The sequence below is a fragment of the Bifidobacterium rousetti genome (assembly GCF_008698235.1).
In the GTDB taxonomy this organism is placed as follows: Bacteria; Actinomycetota; Actinomycetes; order Actinomycetales; family Bifidobacteriaceae; genus Bifidobacterium; species Bifidobacterium rousetti.
Window position 1 is genome coordinate 25,743 of record NZ_PEBH01000001.1, and the last position, 18,764, is coordinate 44,506.

At 63.5% G+C, this 18,764-nt stretch carries 16 protein-coding genes; 2 read left to right on the forward strand and 14 right to left on the reverse strand.

Annotated elements, in window-relative coordinates:
- Positions 1 to 51 precede the first annotated feature (51 nt).
- A complete protein-coding gene (dnaJ, locus tag CSQ85_RS00095) occupies positions 52 to 1,212 on the forward strand; it encodes a molecular chaperone DnaJ (RefSeq protein ID WP_150382331.1) in 1,161 nt (386 codons plus the stop codon).
- Between the two features lie 199 nt (positions 1,213 to 1,411).
- Here the strand turns inward: dnaJ and CSQ85_RS00100 are convergent, their stop codons facing one another.
- From CSQ85_RS00100 to CSQ85_RS00115, 4 genes are read right to left on the reverse strand one after another with little or no spacing between them, the layout of a single operon-like run.
- Positions 1,412 to 2,209 (reverse strand): endolysin-like domain-containing protein, encoded by a 798-nt coding sequence (locus CSQ85_RS00100; RefSeq protein ID WP_150382332.1) that lies wholly within the window; start codon positions 2,207 to 2,209, stop codon positions 1,412 to 1,414.
- Positions 2,210 to 2,211: 2 nt separating this feature from the next.
- Positions 2,212 to 2,622 carry a phage holin gene (locus CSQ85_RS00105; RefSeq protein WP_150382333.1) on the reverse strand — a complete coding sequence of 137 codons (411 nt, stop codon included), beginning with the start codon at positions 2,620 to 2,622 and terminating at the stop codon, positions 2,212 to 2,214.
- A 15-nt stretch (positions 2,623 to 2,637) separates the two neighbouring features.
- A complete protein-coding gene (locus CSQ85_RS00110) occupies positions 2,638 to 3,636 on the reverse strand; it encodes a GH25 family lysozyme (protein WP_150382334.1) in 999 nt (332 codons plus the stop codon).
- An 8-nt stretch (positions 3,637 to 3,644) separates the two neighbouring features.
- Positions 3,645 to 4,064, reverse strand: coding sequence for a hypothetical protein (locus tag CSQ85_RS00115; RefSeq protein WP_150382335.1), 420 nt, complete (start codon positions 4,062 to 4,064; stop codon positions 3,645 to 3,647).
- Positions 4,065 to 4,147: 83 nt separating this feature from the next.
- On the opposite strand from CSQ85_RS00115, the gene CSQ85_RS00120 reads away from it, so the two are divergent.
- Entirely contained in the window at positions 4,148 to 5,005 is an 858-nt protein-coding gene (locus tag CSQ85_RS00120; RefSeq protein ID WP_150382336.1) for a tyrosine-type recombinase/integrase, read from the forward strand.
- Between the two features lie 1,878 nt (positions 5,006 to 6,883).
- Here the strand turns inward: CSQ85_RS00120 and CSQ85_RS00135 are convergent.
- From CSQ85_RS00135 to CSQ85_RS00180, 10 genes are all read right to left on the reverse strand, one after another.
- On the reverse strand, positions 6,884 to 8,518 hold the full coding sequence (locus tag CSQ85_RS00135) for a collagen-like protein (RefSeq protein WP_150382339.1): 1,635 nt from the start codon (positions 8,516 to 8,518) through the stop codon (positions 6,884 to 6,886).
- Positions 8,519 to 8,588: 70 nt separating this feature from the next.
- Positions 8,589 to 9,713: a hypothetical protein gene (locus CSQ85_RS00140; RefSeq protein ID WP_150382340.1), complete on the reverse strand. Its 1,125-nt coding sequence runs from the start codon at positions 9,711 to 9,713 to the stop codon at positions 8,589 to 8,591.
- Positions 9,710 to 11,326 carry a phage tail spike protein gene (locus CSQ85_RS00145; RefSeq protein WP_190972798.1) on the reverse strand — a complete coding sequence of 539 codons (1,617 nt, stop codon included), beginning with the start codon at positions 11,324 to 11,326 and terminating at the stop codon, positions 9,710 to 9,712. The genes CSQ85_RS00140 and CSQ85_RS00145 overlap by 4 nt, the downstream gene beginning before the upstream one ends.
- 11 nt (positions 11,327 to 11,337) lie before the next feature.
- On the reverse strand, positions 11,338 to 12,135 hold the full coding sequence (locus CSQ85_RS00150; protein ID WP_150382342.1) for a phage distal tail protein: 798 nt from the start codon (positions 12,133 to 12,135) through the stop codon (positions 11,338 to 11,340).
- A gap of 1 nt (position 12,136) precedes the next feature.
- Positions 12,137 to 15,988, reverse strand: coding sequence for a tape measure protein (locus CSQ85_RS00155; protein ID WP_150382343.1), 3,852 nt, complete (start codon positions 15,986 to 15,988; stop codon positions 12,137 to 12,139).
- Positions 15,989 to 16,000: 12 nt separating this feature from the next.
- Complete coding sequence (locus tag CSQ85_RS00160; protein WP_150382344.1) at positions 16,001 to 16,261, reverse strand: hypothetical protein; 261 nt, start codon at positions 16,259 to 16,261, stop codon at positions 16,001 to 16,003.
- A 56-nt stretch (positions 16,262 to 16,317) separates the two neighbouring features.
- Entirely contained in the window at positions 16,318 to 16,716 is a 399-nt protein-coding gene (locus CSQ85_RS00165) for a hypothetical protein (RefSeq protein ID WP_150382345.1), read from the reverse strand.
- Between the two features lie 203 nt (positions 16,717 to 16,919).
- Positions 16,920 to 17,192, reverse strand: coding sequence for a hypothetical protein (locus CSQ85_RS00170; protein ID WP_150382346.1), 273 nt, complete (start codon positions 17,190 to 17,192; stop codon positions 16,920 to 16,922).
- Positions 17,193 to 17,265: 73 nt separating this feature from the next.
- Positions 17,266 to 17,943 carry an Ig-like domain-containing protein gene (locus CSQ85_RS00175; protein ID WP_150382347.1) on the reverse strand — a complete coding sequence of 226 codons (678 nt, stop codon included), beginning with the start codon at positions 17,941 to 17,943 and terminating at the stop codon, positions 17,266 to 17,268.
- Positions 17,944 to 17,954: 11 nt separating this feature from the next.
- On the reverse strand, positions 17,955 to 18,764 hold the full coding sequence (locus CSQ85_RS00180) for an Ig-like domain-containing protein (protein ID WP_190972799.1): 810 nt from the start codon (positions 18,762 to 18,764) through the stop codon (positions 17,955 to 17,957).

The window sequence follows — 18,764 nt, forward strand, 5'->3', positions numbered from 1 at the left end:
GTGACACAATAACCCGCTAGCACACAACCAAAATAAAGGACCGAACGAACCGTGGCAGATTACTACGAGGTGCTGGGAGTCGACCGCACCGCGAGCGAAGAGGACATCAAGAAGGCCTATCGCAAGATGAGCCGCAAGTACCATCCCGACATCGCCGGACCCCAGTTCGAGGACAAGTTCAAGGAGGTCAACAACGCCTACGAGGTGCTGCGCGACCCCGACAAGCGCCGCATGTACGACTCCGGCGTCGACCCGAACGACCCCAACGCCTCCGCGGGATTCGGCCAGTCCGGCTTCGGCGGCATGGGCGATATGGGCGACGTGTTCAGCACGTTCTTCGGCGGCGCGTTCGGCGGCGGCGCGCAGGGCCCGACCCCACGCACCCAGCCCGGCCGAGACGCGCTCGCCAGCATGACGATCGACCTGAGGACCGCGGTGTTCGGCGGCACCGAGCAGGTGCGCATCACCACGTTCGGACTGTGCCCCGACTGCTCCGGCACCGGCTCCGCGGACGGCTCCAAGCCGACGACCTGCCCCGACTGCCACGGCAGCGGCTTCCGCCAGAAGGTCGTGCGTACGATGCTCGGTCAGATGATGACCTCCGCGCCGTGCGAGCGCTGCGAGGGCCACGGCGACATCATCTCCAAGCCGTGCCCCTCGTGCATGGGCCACGGTCGCGTGCGCGTGACGCGCAACGTGGGCGTCAAGGTGCCCGCCGGCATCCGCGACGAATCCCGCATCCGCCTCGCCAACCAGGGCGAGGTCGGCGAGGGCGGCGGCGCGGCCGGCGACCTGTACGTCGACATCCGCATCAGGTCGAACAAGCAGTTCACCCGCGACGGCGACGACCTGCACTGCTGGGTGCGCGTGCCGATGAGCTGGGCCGTGCTTGGCCACGACCTCGAGATCGAGACCTTCGACGGCAAGCAGACCGTCTCCGTGCCGGCAGGATGCCAGCCGGAGGACACCGTCACCCTGAAGGGTCTCGGCGTCACGCGCATGCGCGAGCAGGGCGAGCGCGGCGACCTCATCGCCCACATCGCCGTCGAGATCCCCACCAAGCTCTCCGACGACGAGCGCGACCTGATCGAACGCTTCGCCGCCTCGCACGACGAAGGCGCCACCCATGTGGCGCAGAGCTCCCGCCCCGCCGCCGGCGCCGCGGGCGGCAAGAAGGGCTTCTTCAGCAAGCTGAAGGACGCGCTGAGCTGAGCGAGGGTTGGTATAAGCCGCTTTCCCTTACGAGAGTAAGGGTGAGTGGCTTTTTCATTTCGGTGATTTTCGGTCTTTTTCGTGATGTTTCGGTGGTGACCGTGGGCAAAATGTGGGCAAAAAACTGGCCCGTGAAACATACTCCCGCAACGCGAAAACCGCCCCTCGCACCCGGTACTGGGTAGAGGGGCGGTAGTCGTCACTTGTACTGCTTGCGTTCGTCAGCGGTTTTGTTGGTGACGATCGAGATGAAGTAGTCGAGCTGCTTCTTCGTGCTGAACAGGATGGTCGGGATCGTGTGGCCGGTGATGTTCTTATAATCTCCGGCGACCTCGTTCATCTCGCTCGGCTCGTAGAGCGGGATCACGTCCTGTCCCGGAATCCACAGCAGTCGCGTGGTGGAGTCCTTCGAACCAAGGAACCTCGGCTGCAAATACCGCCACGTACGATCCGTGTTGGTGGCGGTGCCCATCAGGGCGTTGTAGGTGTTGCCGCCGTTCGCGGTGTTCTGCCAGTTGTAGGTCCACACTTCTGCGGCTGACGCCATATCGTTTCCTTCCTGTGCGCCCGTGAACCTCAAGTAGCAGTTCCACGGGTAGTTGTAGTAGCTTCGGATGTTGGTTTCGTGGTCGGTCTGGTCGCCGCTCCTGCCGCCCGACGCGCGGCCGCGCTCATCGATGCTGGCCTGTGCGAGGAGGCCGTTGCCGAGGTAGACGGCGACGTGATGCACGTCGTTGAGGAGGATGTCGCCGGGCTGGGGTCGGCCGTTGTTGGGGAGTCTCCTCCAACCGCGCACGGTGAGCTGGGCCGACATATTGCCCGTGTACGAGCTGGACCCGGTGTCGAATCCCGCCTCTTTCAGGCAGTGGATCACCAGCGAGGAGCAGTCGCATTCGCCGCCCACGCGGATGTCCCAGCGTTGCGCCTGGTCATACCCGAGGTTGCCGGACGCGCACCAGTAGCGCATCCGGTCGATCAACGTGTTGACGTTGCCCATGCTCACTCCACGTTGATGACGGGAGTGTTCGTCAACGGGTCATAGATCACGTCGCCGTTCTCGTCACGCGCGTACAGGCTGGTGTCGTCCACGGGCTTCACGTCCGGGGCCGCGCTCGTCCCCTGCACGGTGTCGATGTCGCCGTTCTTGATGCTCCTGGTCAACTGGGAACCAGCGAACGCGGCCTCGGTGACGTTGTTGTTGCGCCACCATGCGTAAATGGAGGTGGCGACCGCGATCACGCCGGTGATGGCGGTGCTCACCTGATCGGTGGTGAACGGCAGTTGGCTGATGCCGGCCAACGAGAGGCCGGTCTGAGCGATCGAATACAACTGGACGATGAGCAGGGCGATGGCCTTCACTCGCTCAGCGGTGAGGCCGGGAATGGTCGTGGTTTCCTTGTGTTCAGCCATAATAGGCTCCTTTCGTTAGAACTTGTTCTGGTTGAGACGATGTTGCATGGCCTTGATGGTCATGGAGGGGCCGTCGAGACGGCCGTCCAATACGGTCGCGCCGGATTCCGGCTTGAACCGCTGGATCAGAGCGTTGATCGTGTTGGGTCCGATCAGCCCGTCCGGGGTGACGCCGAGACGCTGCTGGATGATCGAAATGGTCTGCGAGCCGCCGCGACCCAGCTTCCACTCCCAGCCGTCGGTGCATCCGGGGCAGCGGGTTTTCCACTGGGGGTTCTGACGGCTGATGAGACCGTCCTGATAGGGTGCGCCCAACACCTGCTGGAGTCTCAGCGTGGTGGCTTTGCCCCAGTAGCCATCGACCGTGATCTGCGGGACGGATGGTTTCTCCGGCTTGGGCGTGGTGCCGCCCGTCGCATACGCGACCCACGCTGTCTTGTCCCCGTAGAACTTGTTCAAATCGAGGTTCCCATTCCAGCCGTTCAACCGTCCAGCGGACGTGTACTGGCGGATGGCGCACGAGTACGCGCCCTCGTTCCACGGCGACTCCTGATAGCCGGTCGCATTCATGCTCGCGTACTGGGCGACCCACAGGCCGCAGTCATGCCGCTTGGCGATGGGGGCGACCTGAGCGAGACGGGACGCCTGAACGTAGACCATCGGGGGGATGTGCGTGCGGTCGATCACACGCTCGATGACCCTTTCGAGGTACGCTTCGTTGCCCCACGCCCGATTCTGATTCGACTCCCAGTCCAAACAGAGGATTCCCTTGCCGGTCCAGTTCGCGCAATTGTTCACGAACCAGTCGGCCTCCCCGGCCGCGTCGGAACCGTCGATGTAGTGGTAGACGCCAAACAATCGGCCCGCGCCCCGAGCCTGTTCGACCTGCCGCGCGCAATCCGGGCTCACATAGCCGGTGCCCTGCGTGGCCTTGCTGATGACGAAATCGGCCGGGACAGCAGTCAGATCAATGCCTTTCTGCCAGTTCGACACGTCAATTCCTTGTAATGCCATGATTCTCCTTAATCGTTGTTGTGGTGGGTTTTCGTGTAATCCCAGTCGCAGTCCGCTAGTCTCTGCTCGTAGTCCTTGGTGAGCCAGTCGAAACGCGCGTGGCCCAAACCGTTGCCGCCCTTGCTCACGTACTCCTTGCCCGCTTCGAGCTGGCGTTCGTGCTGGGTGCGGCTTCGAGTGTGTGCGAACAGTTCGGCGCGCAACTGGTTGAGTTCGAACTGGTTCAACCGGTTCCAATCCCGGTCGAGCTTCGTCAGAATCTCCCTGATGATCGGACTGTCCGACAACGCCTTGTCCAGATCGTCCTTGGTCAGCAGCCGGTTACGCCGGTCGATGCGTTGGAGCATCCACGCGACGAGCGTGCCCGAGGCTCCCGACCCAATAACCGCCGTCAGAATCACCGCCCAAACGGGCACAGTCTCAGTCAAACCGAGGCTCCTTTACTATCGGAATCCCCCACGCGATGCCGGTAGCATAGGGCCATCGGGCGTGGGGGATTATTGGAGGATAAATGCTGTTACAGGAGTTTTGGACGCGCCGTTACCGGCCGTCACTGGCAGGGTTGCGCGAGGTCACGATCACCGGGTACGAGAGCGCATGGCGCACGCATATCGTGAAGCTCGGTGACTGCGAGCTAACGGACTTGGATGTGGAACGCATCGAGACGTGGCTCGCGTCGATCCCCACAAGGGGAGGCGCGGCCAAGGCGTGGGGCGTCCTGCGCGCCATGCTCCGCAAGGCCGTCAGATGGGGACTGTTGGACGTGGACGTGACCATGCGGGTCACGCCGCCACGCAAGCCCGACTACAGGCCCGACGTGCTCGACGCGAGTCAGGTCAAAGCCCTATTGCAAGGCTTCTTCGGGCATGAATTGGAAGCATGGCTCATCTGCTCCGTCACCCTGGGATTGCGCACTGAGGAGGCGCACGGCCTCGAATGGGGCGACATCAATCTGGTGACGGGCGAGACGCGGATCGTCCGCTGCGTGCAATGGGTCAACGGGCGTGAGCTCACCGTGCCGCCGAAGACGCCGTTGAGCCGCAGGGCCGTGGTCCTGCCGCGTTTCGCGGTCAACCGGCTTCGCCAGATCAAACGCAAAGGCCGGCTCGTGGGCACGCTTACCCCGCCGCAGGTGGACCGGAAATACCGCGCGTGGTGCCGCAAGAACGACCTGCCGCTCGTGCCACGCCGCAACCTGCGCCACAGTTGGGCTACGACCGCGTTGGCCGCAGGAGTGGACGTCACCGTAGTCAGCCGCGCCCTAGGCCACACGTCGATCCAGACCACGGCACGCTACTACCTGCGCCCAGACCTCAGCGTCCTCAAAGACGCACAACGCACTTGGGAGAAGGCATTACTGAACGCCTAGAGGATTACCAACCCTTCGACACGGACGCGGTGAACATTAACCTTGGTGGAGGCCCTGCGACGTTGACCCTCAAAAGCGGGGCGGCTATCCTCGCCTATGGATCAGCTCAGGTAGCCGTTACCTCTGGATATGCCGGGATGGCCTTTGGCAACTATAACCTGACCGTACAGTCAGACGGTGTATGGTCCAATGGCAAGAAACTCGCATAGGATTACCAAACCCCTGTAGCCGACAGTGGCTCGCTCGGCTTCAGCTTGGACGGACAGGGGTCCAGCGAATGGAACGTGAGTTTCAATCGAAGGTTCTCCAATCCGCCAGCAGTCACAGTGGGCTCGGATCAGGCGCGTCTTGTCGTGCATGTGAAGAACATCTCTTCGACAGGCTTCAGCGTGCAGGGATACGTGGCCCACACATCTCCACGTTCCGGGCAGATTTTCTGGTACGCATTTGGTGTCTGAGGTATTACCAATCCCTCGATGCTGTCACCCTTACAGTCGGTGGAGGTGCAGCCAATGTGTCTCTGTCATCCGGGGAGGCCAGCCTGAGATACGGCAGCAACAGTCACACCGATTGTGAGCCTAGCTACACGGCAATCGCCTATGGTCAGTACAACGTCATCGTTGATGCGAACGGGGTTCACATCAATGGTGCAAAAGGTGTAACCCACTTCTGAGGTATTACCAACCCTTCGACCCGAGTGCATCAACCATCTCCCTCGGTGGCGGTCCTGCACAATTGACGCTCAAAAGTGGTTCAGCCAATCTTGCCTATGGTGATGCGCACGTTGATCTCTCCTCTGGTCGAGCAGGAATAGCCTATGGTGATTACTACTTCTTGGTTACTCCAGAAGGTGCTTTTGCGAATGGTCCCTCGGGACAAAAGAAGCTGGCGTAAGCATTACCAACCCTTCGACACCACGGCGACGTCGATTACCCTCGGTGGAGGAGACGCAACACTGAAATTGAAGGCTAGTTCATCGAACCTGAACTACGGTAGCGCGCACGTCGATTTGACAGGCAGTTACGCGGCCATCGCGTACGGTAGCTACAACGTAATGGTCACATCAAGCGGCGTGTTCGCAAACGGCCCAAACGGCCAAAACCGGCTTGCGTAGGATTACCAATCCCCGTTGATTCAGAGCGGTAGTTGGCGAATCGGTTCGCTGGCGTCTGGCGAGATGCAGTCGACGCGAGTGTACTTCAACCAGTCGTTCCGCTCCACGCCTGTGGTGTGCGTGACATGCGGAGCGGCCAACGTATCGGTCCACCCGGATAGCGTGAGCAGCAGCGGTTTCTCCGTGCAGGCGTACGCGCCGGGTGCGGCATCGACCGCTAGCGGATCATGGACAGCCATCGGCTCAAGCTGAGGTATTACCAAACCTTTAACCCTGATGCGCAGTCAATCGACCTTGGTGGTGGAGTCGCCACACTGTCTCTCGGGGGATCATCCACACACCTGCGGTACGGAAGCGCTGCGCGAGTGGACCTAACTCCGAGTTACAGTGCCATCCAGTTCGGCGGTTACAACATCATGGTTGATTCGGGTGGAGTGCATATCAATGGCGCTAAGGGTGCAACCAACTTCTAAGCAGTACGGGAACGTGGACCCCGACTGGAGTGCGGTCGGAATCTGACTCTAGATTCCGACCGCACTCCATGTGCCGTTCACACTTCCCGTGCCTCCGTCTGTGATGTACCACGCGATCGTTGAGCCGCTGGAGGTTAGCGTCTGTGTCACCACGTTGACGTTGGCCTGTCCCACGTTCACGGTCAGGGCCGGCGTGCGGGTGAAGTTCTGGTTGAAGTTGATCCTCGTGGACCCCCATTGACCGGAACCGCCCCACGAACCGGAATCGGTTTTGAGGGTTTGGTAATTACCTCAGTAGCCGATTGCGTACCATTCGCCATAGGCGCTGTTGTTATACATGCTCCAGACTTGTATATTGCAGCCACTAGATGTAACCCCGTTAGTGTGGACATTAACGCTAGCCGAATTGCACGTCGCTACGACTATCGGGGTTTGCGAAAACCCCGAAAACGATACTGACGTATCCTTGCGTTCCTGCTCAGCAAGAGTGCCACAACTCCAACTACCAGACTGAACTTTGAGGGTTTGGTAATCCCCTTTGTCCACGAAATTGCTCTGACACCACGACTGGGTCGCGTAACCGGACAGACTCGGCGTCTCGCCGTCACGGCCGTCCTGACCGGCCGGACCCTGCGCGCCGGTCGCGCCACGCTCGCCCTGCGGCCCCTGGGGGCCACGCTCACCCGGATCGCCCTTCGGTCCTGCGGGGCCGGTGTCGCCCTTAGCTCCCTTGGTCGGCAAACCGAAATGCAAATCCGTGCCATTCAGCGTGGCCGTGACCGCACTGCCCTCGACGGTTTCGGCGCTCACGGTGGTGAAGCCCTTGTCGCCCTTGTCGCCCTTGGGGCCCTGCGGTCCTTGGGGTCCGGTCTCGCCCTTGTCGCCCTTGGGGCCGGCCACACCCACGTTGATCGAACTGATGAGCGTGCCGACGGTGAAGTTGTCGTCCGCGACGGTCTGCACCTGATACGTGCGGCCATCACTGGAGAGGATGGTGTCCCCGACCTTGATCGTCTGGTTCGGACCCAACGTGATCGAGCTTTTGGCGACGGTCGTGCTCGGTTCGACCTTCACGGAAGCGAGGTAGACGGCGGCTCCTGCGGGGCCGGTGAAACTACCTTGGTTCTCCCAGTTGTCTCCGATGCGAATGTACAAATCGGTGCCCACGAGGTAGCCGTCGCCCTGCTCCACGCCCGAGGTCGGCAGATCATCCTTGCTGGTGACGGAGCCGCGGATGCGCAACCCGGTGCCCACATCGCCCTTCGGCCCCTGCGGTCCCGTGGGGCCTTGCGGTCCGGCGACGCCCTGCGGTCCCACCTCGCCCTGCGGGATACCCAAGTTCAGGATGTTCTGGCCGGCGTTCTTGTCCAAAGTTGCGGTGGCCTTGCCGCCCGGTTCCACCGTGTCCACGGTGCCGATGCTGATGCCGAAGTTCGCGGCCGCGTCCTGCGCGGCCTGAGCATACTCCTGAGCCAAGTCCGCGTAATCCTGAATGTTCTTAAGCATGGCCTCGAAATAGCCGCGCCCGTCGTCGGTGGTCGCATCATAGTTGATGACGGAGGGGTCCACGAGCGCCTTGAACGGGCGGGACGCGATGACGGTGTCGCCGTCCAATACGTCGACGCCCATCATGATCTCACCAGACCGGGCGAGGGCCGAGGTGGGCACGGGTTTCTCGAACGTGGCCGTCGCGGCCCCGCTGACCGGGTTCATGGGCACGAAATCGCCCACACTGGTCGAATCCGCCGGGTTCGTGTTATAGGTGAGTCTCGCTTTGAGGCTGTCGGTGACGGGCGCGCCGTTGTCCGTCACGACCACGCGGATCGTACGGCCCGCCAGATCGCCCTGATTCAATCGGATGGGCGGCTGGTAGTCGTTGGCCAGATTGATGATGACCGGGATGCGCCGGTTCGAGGCCAAAGCCATAATGACTTCCTTTCGGATAACAATAAAGCCACCCCGATGTGGAGTGGCTTATGGTTTGGTTGTTTGGGGGTTAGGAGAGTTTCACCAGCCACGGTGTGACGGTCTCGTCCACCGAGGTCGACGGGCTGACGAACAGGTTCAGGTTGTACGTGCCCGCGTTCAACGTGGCCTCGTACTTGCTTGCGCCCGTGTTCAGATAGGACGTGCTGCCGGATTTGATTTCGGCCTTCACGTTCACCGCGCCGCTGATGGCGAGATGGTATTTGCCCGCCGCAAGCGTGACGCTCTTGCCATAAACCGGCCATGCGCCCGACGAGCTGGTGCCCTTCACGGCGACTCTGTCGCCGCTGCGCGTGAACGTGACGCCGCCAGTGGTCAGGGACGCGGAATCGGGGTACTGCCAGATCGAATCACCTAGGTCAAGACCCGTGTAGGAGGCCATAGCCGCATACGCGTCGCTCGTCTCCGTCCACGTCGTCACCGGAAGCGACACGGCACCGATGTTCGTCTTCGTGACCGTGGTGGGTCGGCTCGTGTTCACGAGGGAACCGTTGCTGACCTGCTCGCCGTTGACGAAGACGTTCGTGAACTGGGTGCTCGCCGTGCTCCAGTAGCCGGTGGCGGTGAGGATGATGCAGTTCGCCGCCGCCGAAGCGGTACCGTACGTGTTCAGGCTCGCGACGCCATCCTGATAGCTGGTCGATTTCGCCGTGAACCAGCCAGACGCGGCCACGCTCTGGTACACCCATTGGAGGAGCGTGGCGGACTGGTTGATGGCCTTGAGCACGCTCATAGTGCCGGAATTCACCGTGGAGCGCGCCATACGGGCCAACAGCTTGCCGTTCTTGCAGAACTCCAGCAGCTTCGCCGTGTCCTTCGAGAGCGCGGTCATCTGCTCCGCGTCGGTCACGTCCACCTCGTCCAAACCCAACGCCCGAGCGGCTTCGGAGGACAACCGGATGCACGCGGCCGCGAGGGGACTGTCCTTGACCTGCGCGAGCACCGTCGCGTTCGACTGCAACTCGTCCAACGTCAACGTGTCCACGCCCAACGCCTTACAGGCGACGGCCACCGCATCATCGGCGGGAACCATCTGCAATCCGGCCCTCGCGTGCAACAGGAGCACGTCGGTCGAGGTCAACTGGTCGGTGGGCGTCTCCTGCACGCCACCGCCCGCAGGGGTCTGCACGATCATGACGCGGCTCCCTTCAACGCGGCCAGCCGGACGATCAGATCGGCGGTCGGCTTCGATTTCACATCCACGCGAATCGACCCCGCCGGAATCGACTCGTCGGAATCGTGATCCAGCACGATCGGCTGGCAGACGCCCCACAAATCCTGTTGGGCGCGCACGGGGGGAGCGCCCGCCACCATCGACGCGGGAAGATTCGTGACGGCCTTCGTGACGGACAACCCATCACCGAACTCGGCCACCGTGAACGTCACATCCGTCATGCCGCCCACCAGCGCGACCTGAGCGGCAGCGGCCTTGGCCGTCGAATCCGCCGCAGACGCGGCAGTTTGAGCCGCCGTGGCGGTCGTCTGCGCGGCCGTAGCCGAGGACACAGCCGTATCGACCTTCTCCGACAGGCCGGTGGCCTCGTTGTACGCGTCGGTCGCGGTCGAGTGGGCCGCGTCCGCGATGCCCGACGCCGCGTCCCACACGGGCTTGCCCTCCGCGACCGTCTGCGCGGTGCGGGTGATGATCGTCTGCTTCTCCGCGAGGCTTTCCACGATCGACCCGAGGGTGACGACGCGGGACCCCGTGACGAGGTCCTGTTTGATGCCGATGGCCCGCGCCTCCAACCGCAGGTCCGGCGTGAAACTGGTGTCGATGACCTGCACGGCGTCGCCGATGGTCAGGCTCTCGTCCATGCCGGGGATGTCCGTGACCTCGGCCTCGTAGGAGACCGACGGCGCGGACAAGGTCTTCATCTGCTCCAACGCCTTGTCGTACAGGGCGCCGGGGTCCTCGATGTCCGTGTACGAGACGCTGCCGATCAACGGACGCCGGTCGCCGTCGGGCCCGGCGACACCCCACCTGTCCAGTATGCCGGGGTCCGCGTCGATGTACGGTTTGCCGATGATGGGCTCGACCGTCACCGGGCTTTCCGTGCCGTTAGTCTCGTCCTTCACGGTTTTGCCGAACGCGTAGAGGCGGGTGACGGGTTCGCGCGCGTCGAACGTGCGGCGCACGCTCTTCAGGTCGGCCGAATACTCGAACCGGGACACGGGCGTCGTGGAACCCCGGTGCCGGGTGAGGTTCACGTACCGTTGCCCCACACTGTCCCTGGTGGATTCCATGCGGATGGTGGTGGAGATCTCCAAGCCCCATGTTTTCGCGACCTGCTGCAATGCCGTCCATCCGCCGGTCCCGGGGTCGAACGACACGTCATGCAGCACACGCGTCCCATGCTCGTCCGTCTCGTCGAGGTCGCCGACATACCAGCGTGTGCCGTTGATGCACGCCTCGGCGGCGCGGCGCACGCCGATCCCGGTCTCGTGGAAGCCGTGCTCGTCGAACATGCTGGTCGAGTCCAGCTCCTGCACGCTGTTGACCGCCTGTATGTTGCCGGACGGTCCGGCGTCCTGCCGGATGTCGTCCGGCGCGGTGACCCGGTACTCGCACCAGCCGTCGTAATCCTCGAACACGATGTACATGCCCTTGTCGACCGTTCCGGCGCAGTCCGCCTGGAACGAGTCCTTCCATGAGTCGCCGATCGTGCGTTCCCGCACCGCGTTCCACAGGTCGAGCGTGGGCGCCTTCTGCACGCCCATCGAGTCGAACAGCATGAACCGTATGACCACGGCAACTCCCCTTAGATCATCCATTTCGGCGTGTAGGTGACGGTCATCTCGCCGGCGCTGATCGTGCACGACATGAATCCCGGGACCAGTACCGGATAGTCCGAATCGACCGACGGCAACAGCACGGCGTCGCCGATCCGGCTGACGGGCTTGCGCCCGGTGCAGTCCACGACCAGCTGTTCGGCGCCGTTGAAATCGTGGTTGAACACGAGCTGCCGGTCGCCGAACGTCAGGTAGAGGCGTTTCGTGGCGGCCGGCGGCGTGGTCCGCACGAGCGGGCCTGTGGGCCGGTTGCCCTCGATGCGCGCGGTCGCCCCGTCCACGTCGATCGTGAACGCCAGCGGGGTGCCGTCCATCAGCGGCTCGCAGGATATGGTCAGGTCCGCGGTCAGGCCCTGGAAGCGGGCGTTCAGGTCACGGTGCTCGGTCCACGCTCCCACGGAGCACACGCCGTGCAGCGTGCCCGGCCAGAGCCTCCACCATACGGAGACCGTCGTCCCGTGCCATGCGGCGACCTTCCTCATGGTTTCGGTCGCCTCGGGCTCGTCGCCCGCCGTGACCAAGTGGATGGTCAGGTCGCGGCGGCCAGTGAGGATGTGCCCGGACAGGTCGTACAGGCTCGTGTCGACGGACCCGTACGTGCCGGGGATGCTGGTGTACTGGGCCGTGGGGGTCGCGGCCGCGAGCTCCGGGTTGTCGGCCAGCCACAATCCGAGCTTGTGCAACGGTTCGCCGTTGATGGTCAATCCGCTGCCGTCGGGCGGTTCGGGGTGTGTGACCCGCGTACGCCCGTAGGTATCCCAATCCATGTCAGACACCTCTCATCTGCAGTCGTCCGATCTCGTCGCTCATGGCGGGCGCCAACGCGATGGCCGCCGCCCGCGCGCCGGAGTAGGTCACCACGACCGGCAGCCGTTCGAGGGCCGTGGCCAGCGCGTCGACGAGACGGTCGTCGTCGGACGTGCCCGCGGTTTCCGTCCGGTACGACTGGTTCACGACCGTCGTGCCGAGGGGCCTCACTTGGGCGCCGGCGGGCAGGTTCAGGAGCTCCGGGCCCTTCTCGCCGACCATCGCGACCCCGTCGCGGATGACGGTGCCGCCCTTGGCGAGCATCGGTACGATGCCGCCGAGCGCGTACCCGCCCGGCCGATTCAATGCGGCCAGCGAACCGTAACGGTGGATCGCGTAGTTCAAGCCGGCGTAGATGTTCGCCAGCGGGTCGAGGATGCCGCGGGAACGCAACGGTCCCGCGTACGCGGCGAACGTCGACGGGATCGTCTGCATGAGGCCCTGCGACGGGTGGCCGGCCTTCGCGTTCGAATCCCAGTTGTTGATCGCGTTCGGGTTGCCGCCCGACTCCTGGTTCATGCGGCGCAGCACTGTCTGCAGCCATGAGGCGGGCTGGCCCAGCATCGCGAGGGCGGTCAGCACCTGCGGCGTCCACTGGGCCACGCCCGCAGACGCCTTGAAGTTCGTGACCATGCCCGACACCGCGCCACCGATGCCGGCGCCGATCGAGCCGATCGCGTCCTTCGCCTTGTCCGCCAGCGCCTGCGCCCACTTGACGGGCATTTGGACGATCATCCGGTTCCACGGGTTGGTCATCCACCCGGCGATCTGCGCCTTGACCGGCGCGAGAATACGATTGGTGACGAACCCGGACGGATTAGAGACGAAATCGGCCACGCCGTCGGCGATGTTGCCGAGTGTGGACTTGATCGACCCGACGACTCCGCCGTCCCTGAACGCGGGCATGGAGCCTGCGACCGCCTGCCTGACGGCCTTGGGGCCGCCCTGCCGGGCGAGACGGTTCATCATGTAGATCCAGTCCTTGCCCATGGCGCGCGTGAACTCGGGGCGCATGATAGCCTCGCCGCCGGAGACGGCGGCCATCATGACGTCACGGCCCGGCGTGTACCCGGGCATGACGCCGCCTCGCGCGAACTTCGGTCCGGCTGGCAGTTTCAGTTTCAAACCGACCGCGTCGGCCACACCGTTCCACACCTTGCGGATGCCGCCCTCGTACACGGTCTGCACGACCCAGCGGACCGGTTTGGCGCATGCCTCCTTCAACCCGTCCCAAGCGCGGGAGGCCATGTCCTTCATGTTCTGCATGGCCTTGCCGAGGTTGTCAACGCCTTGCTTGAACGGGTCGATGACGTTGCGGCTGATCCAGTTCCACGTCGAGGTGAACACGGATTTGATGCCGTCCCATACGGGTTTGACGACGTTGTTGTATAGCCAGTTGAAGATGCGACCCCAGCCCTGTATCTCACGGTTCCACGCGTCGATGACCACTCGTTTGATGATGTTCCACGCGGTCGTGAACGCCGTCTGGATGCCGTTCCATACAGGTTGTATCACGTTCGTGTACAGCCAGTTCCACGCGTCGCCGATCGCCTTGACCGCGGCGTTCCACGTGTCGAACACAGTGGTTTTCAACGTGTTCCACGCGGTCGTGCATGTCGACAGGATCGCGTTCCACACGGGTTGGATGATGGTGGTGTTCAGCCAGTCGAATGCGTCGCCTATGGTCTTCAACCCGTCCTGGAACGGTTTGATGATGTTCGTCTGGATGAATGACCACGCGCTGGAGAACACGTCTTGGATCGCGGACCATCCGGGCTGGAACACGTTCGTGTTCAGCCAGTCGAACGCCTTGCCCAATTCGGTCAACGCGAGCTGCCATGGGGTCAGCACCACCGTTGCGATCAAGGTGAACGCGGCCTTCGCGGCCGTGACGATCCCGTCCCACACGGTGGAAATGATGCCCGCCGCCGTCTGGGCGACGGATACGATCCCGTCCCACACTCCGGAGAAGAACGAGCCGATAGCGCCGAACCCGGTCTGGATCGCCTGCCACGTGGACTGGAAGAACTGGACGAACGGACCTGAGAACCACGCGCCCACCGCCTGCGCCGCGGCCATGAGGAACCCGGTAAACTGCGACCACAGCTTCCGGCCGGTTTCGGTCTGCGTGAAGAACCACGCCAACGCGGCGACAAGGGCTCCGATCGCGGTGACGAGCAGCATGACCGGATTCGCGTTCATGACCGCGTTGAACGCCGCCTGCGCCACCGTGGCGGCCTTGGTCGCGACACTGGCCGCGGTGGTGGCCAGATTGAACCCCTTCAACGCCGACACCGCCGCAGTGATGACGGTGTATGCCTTGAATGCGGCGAAGCCGCCGGCAATGGCGGCAAACGCCGTCTGCAGCAGCCCGGTATTATCGGCCGCCCAACCAGACAGTCCCTGCAGCAAACCGACAGCCGTCTGCACGGCAGCGGATACGGCATCCATCGCGGCGCTGACCAGTCCCGCGGCAGCGGAAGCAGTGCTGGCGCCGCTGGCGAACGACCCCATGCCAGTGACGATGGACGCGATCGTGCCCTCGAACTGCGCCATCCCTCCGATCCAGTCGCCCCACGCCGTGAAGAACGATTGGATGGCACCAGTGTCTGCCATCGCGGTGATGAATTTCGATACCCAGCCGACGACAGAGGAGAAGGCGGTGATGATCGGCGTGAACAGTCCACTGAATCCACTTATGATTGTGGAAAACGTGGAGACCGCACCATCACCTGTGGAGAAGCCGGAAATCATCGAACCCAGCGATCCGACGAATGCCTGCACGGATCCGGACGCCGATTGAAGGGTGGCCGACAGCGTCTGGAACGCGTCGGAGCCTTGGACTGTCGACCATGCCTGACCGATCGCATCACCCAATTGTCCGAACACTCCGACCAGCCCGCCCACCGCGCCAGCAACCACGGCGAACACGCCGGGGGCCGCGTTCGACAATCCGTTCATCGCGTTCGTGATCGACGGCATGGCCTTGTCGACGATCTCGACGGTGCCTTTCTGGACTGCGGCCTGCAGGTTGCCCCATGCTCCCTCGAACGTACTCGTGCTGGTAGCGGCCTGCTTCGCGACGTCCGAACTGCCGAGCTGCATCACCGCGTCATTGAACTCCTGCGCGGTGATCTGGCCTTTTTCCATGGCGTCCCTGAAGTTGCCGACATACGCGCCGTTGGCCTTCATGGCCTCCTGCAGTTTGCCGGACGCCCCCGGGATCGCGTCGGACAACTGGTTCCAGTTCTCCGTCGTCAACTTCCCGGCGCCGGCCGTTTGGGTCATGACCATGCCGACCGACTTGAATGTCTCTGCGTTGCCTCCGGCCACGGCGTTGAGGTTGCCCGCCGCCTCGGCGAGCTTCTCGAAATTCGGGACACCGTTGCTGGCGAGCTGGGCGGTCATGTTCTGAATGTCGCTCAGATCGTACACTGTCTGGTCCGCGTACCGTTGCACGCTGTCGGTCAGTCCGGCGATCTGGTCTTTGCCCATGCCGGCGAACTGCAATGTCGACGCGAACTTCTTGGTCGCATCCGACGCTTCGACGGCGCCGGACACGATGCTGCCGAACGCGATGCCGCCCAACGCGGCGGTCGCCACGCCGGCGAGGCTCTTGAACATGCCGCCGACGCCCTTGATGCCCGAGCCGAACGCGCCCTTGAACCCGCCTCCGGCCTTCTCGCCGGCCTGCTTGCCCGCGTTCGCGGCGGCCGGGTTGAACGCGGACGCGATGTCCTTCTGGATGCCGGGCATGGCCGGCAGGATCGTGACGAACGCCTTCGCGACCTCGACTCCATCGCTGCTGGCCATGCGCCGCCTCCCTTATCTGTTCCTGTGTTTTTCGGCGGCCTTGCGATGCCACCATTGGTTGAACCGGCTTGCCGGGATCGGGTCCCGTCCGTACCGTTTCACGTTCGAGCGGACGCCGGGACGCGGTATCGGCTCCGGCTTCCTCGGTTTCGGCCTGCCCTTGGGCGTGTCCCTGGCGGCCAGCTCCCAGCGCAGCATGTTCACCGCGTCCACCAGTGCGGCGGTCAGCATGTTGGCGCGCGTCCACCCGGCCAGTTCGGGCCGGGTCTCCATCAGGAGCGTGCTGTCCGGGCCGAGGTACTGGACGAAATGCCTCAGACTCGTCCAGTTCAGACGGTCGGGGACATCATCGAGGGTGTATCCGGTGCGGGTGAGGAGGTCATGGTCGAGGGCGCCCCCGTGCTCGTCGCAGAGACGGAGGAGCCCCGCGATTCCCCCAGATCACCGTTGGACGCGTCGCTCCACGCGGACATGATCGCCTGCGTGAAGCTCAACGGTTTGTCGTCGAGGTCGAGTTCGGGGCAGTACTGGGCGAACACGCTGCTCATCCAGTCGTCCGCGGCCGTGCCCCTGGCCTGCTCGTCGTCGATCGACTGCAGGTCGAGGTAGGCGCGCACCAGCTTTTTCGGCAGGTATTCCATGAGCGGGATGTGGTGCACGCCGTCCACGCCCGGGACCGTGAAGTCGAACGTCTGGACCTGCGGTACGGCGATGTTGACGATGTTCATGAGTGTGCCTTTCTTCAAAAACAAGTGCCTTTCTCCGTGCGAATGAGGGGAGGTTCCCCGCGGGGCGAAGAAAGGTTAAGAGACCCCGCGGGGAAGAATTAGGACACCGACCCCGAGAGGTCAGATGGTGTAGGGGATGTTGGTGAACAGCCAGTCCGACGCTGGCAGGGTCGCGGCCCATGCCTGTCCAAACAGAGTGTGTTTCAGGTGATGCGGGTGAGCGTGGGCGTGATGGTCGCGTCAACGGTCACGTGTGAGACGACGCCGGCGCGCATCAGGTACGTGCCGGCGTCGACGGTGCCGCGATTCGGGTTCGCGGTGAGGGTCGAGAGTGTCGAACTGGTCTCGCTCGTCTTGATTAGTGACGCGTAAACGCCGCTATTGGGCGTGGTGGCGGACAGTTCGTAGTCGCCCGCCTCCAACGTGATACGGGCATCACATGAAGCCCAACCGGTCGCCGTGCCCTTCGCGCGCACGCCGTCACCATCCTGCGTGAACGTGATGCCGTTGCTTGTGGTAGGCAGGGCGGGGTATCGCCATGGGATCAGTTCATGCCCCCCCGTTGAAGCTGATGTCGGCGGGAGCCTCGAACGGCAGAAGCGTGCTGCCGGTGTTGCACATCGGCTTGACGTTCGTGACGGTGAAATCGCTTGCGGTGTTGTGTCGTCGGATTGCCATGAACACGGTTTTCGCGTCGGCTGGCACCACGCCCGTAGGCTTGAAGCTGTTGCGGGCGGGGCTGGTGAACATGTGCGTGGCGGCCGTGTTGCCGTTGAATTGCAACATGATTTCGAGTTCGTCGGGTAGGTCGTAGCATCCCAGCGTGAAGGTGGTGCCCGGTGGGAATGCCGCGATATCCTGTTCCCATTTCAAGCCCGTCCAGCCGGTCGCTGCCGTGCCGGTGAGGTTCAGCGTGCCGTCCTCGTTTACGGTCGCCTTGTCCCCGTTGAAGCCTGTGGCGGGACCATACCTGAGCATGTTCGACACGACCGTGACCGGTATCAGGGCCGTCACGGCCGAATCGGCCGTGGAAGCGACGGTGAGGGTGGCGGTACCATCCTTGACGGCGGTCAGCGAGTACCCGCCCTCAACGCTCTTGACCGACACGATGTCGGGATGGTCGAATACCACGGTCACGTCCTGTGGCGCCCCTTCGGGTAACACCCGTATATCCAATGCCACGGTCTCCCCGACCCGTAGGGTGACGGGGTTGGGAGAGACCGTGATGGATTCGGGGCCTACGCTAAAGGGGCAGGAAGCACCGCCTCGCCCTTGCCGCGAGACTTCGCGCCCTGCACGGTCACGTCCACGACGGTCGCGACCTGCCCTTCGGTGCCGGACACCTCACCGTTGGCCGGCCATGCCAGCCAGCCGTCTGCGGTCGCGCACACCGTGTCATATGCGACGGTCGGCTTCGCGTCGGCGTCGGTGATCATGTAGCGGCGCTGGAGACCATCGCCGACCGCTTCCGTGACCGCGAGGGTCTGACCGCCCTGACGGGCCGTGGCCGTCACCGTCAACGCGTCCAAGCCGAGCACGGTGAAGTCGAGCGTGGCCGACTGGTCGCCCGCATGCACGGTGATCGTGGTCTCGCCCTTCTTCAACAGGGTCAGAATCTTGCCGCCCGCAGGAGCACCGGTCTTCGTGAACGCGGCCACCTCCGGCGTGCTGGATTCCCATGTGAGGGTCTTGTCCGTCGCGTCGTCCGGCGTGACCTCGGTCGTCAACGTCACATCCGAACCCTCCACGCCCTGGTTCACGGTGCTGGTGATCCTCACCGTCTCGACCGGCACCGGGGCTACGGTGACGGTCAGATCGGGGGATGTGACGCCATCCACCGTGGCGGTGATGACGGTGGAGCCGGCCGTCTTGCCGGTCACGACGCCATCCGCTACCGTGGCGACATCCGGCTTGCTGGACGCCCACACGACGGTCGGCGTCTCAACCGGTGAATCATCCCCGTAGACAGCGCTGGCTTTCAGTGTGATGGTGCGTCCGATCAGCACCTCGGTCGGCGCGGCTCCGCCGTCAACGGCGGTGACCGTCAC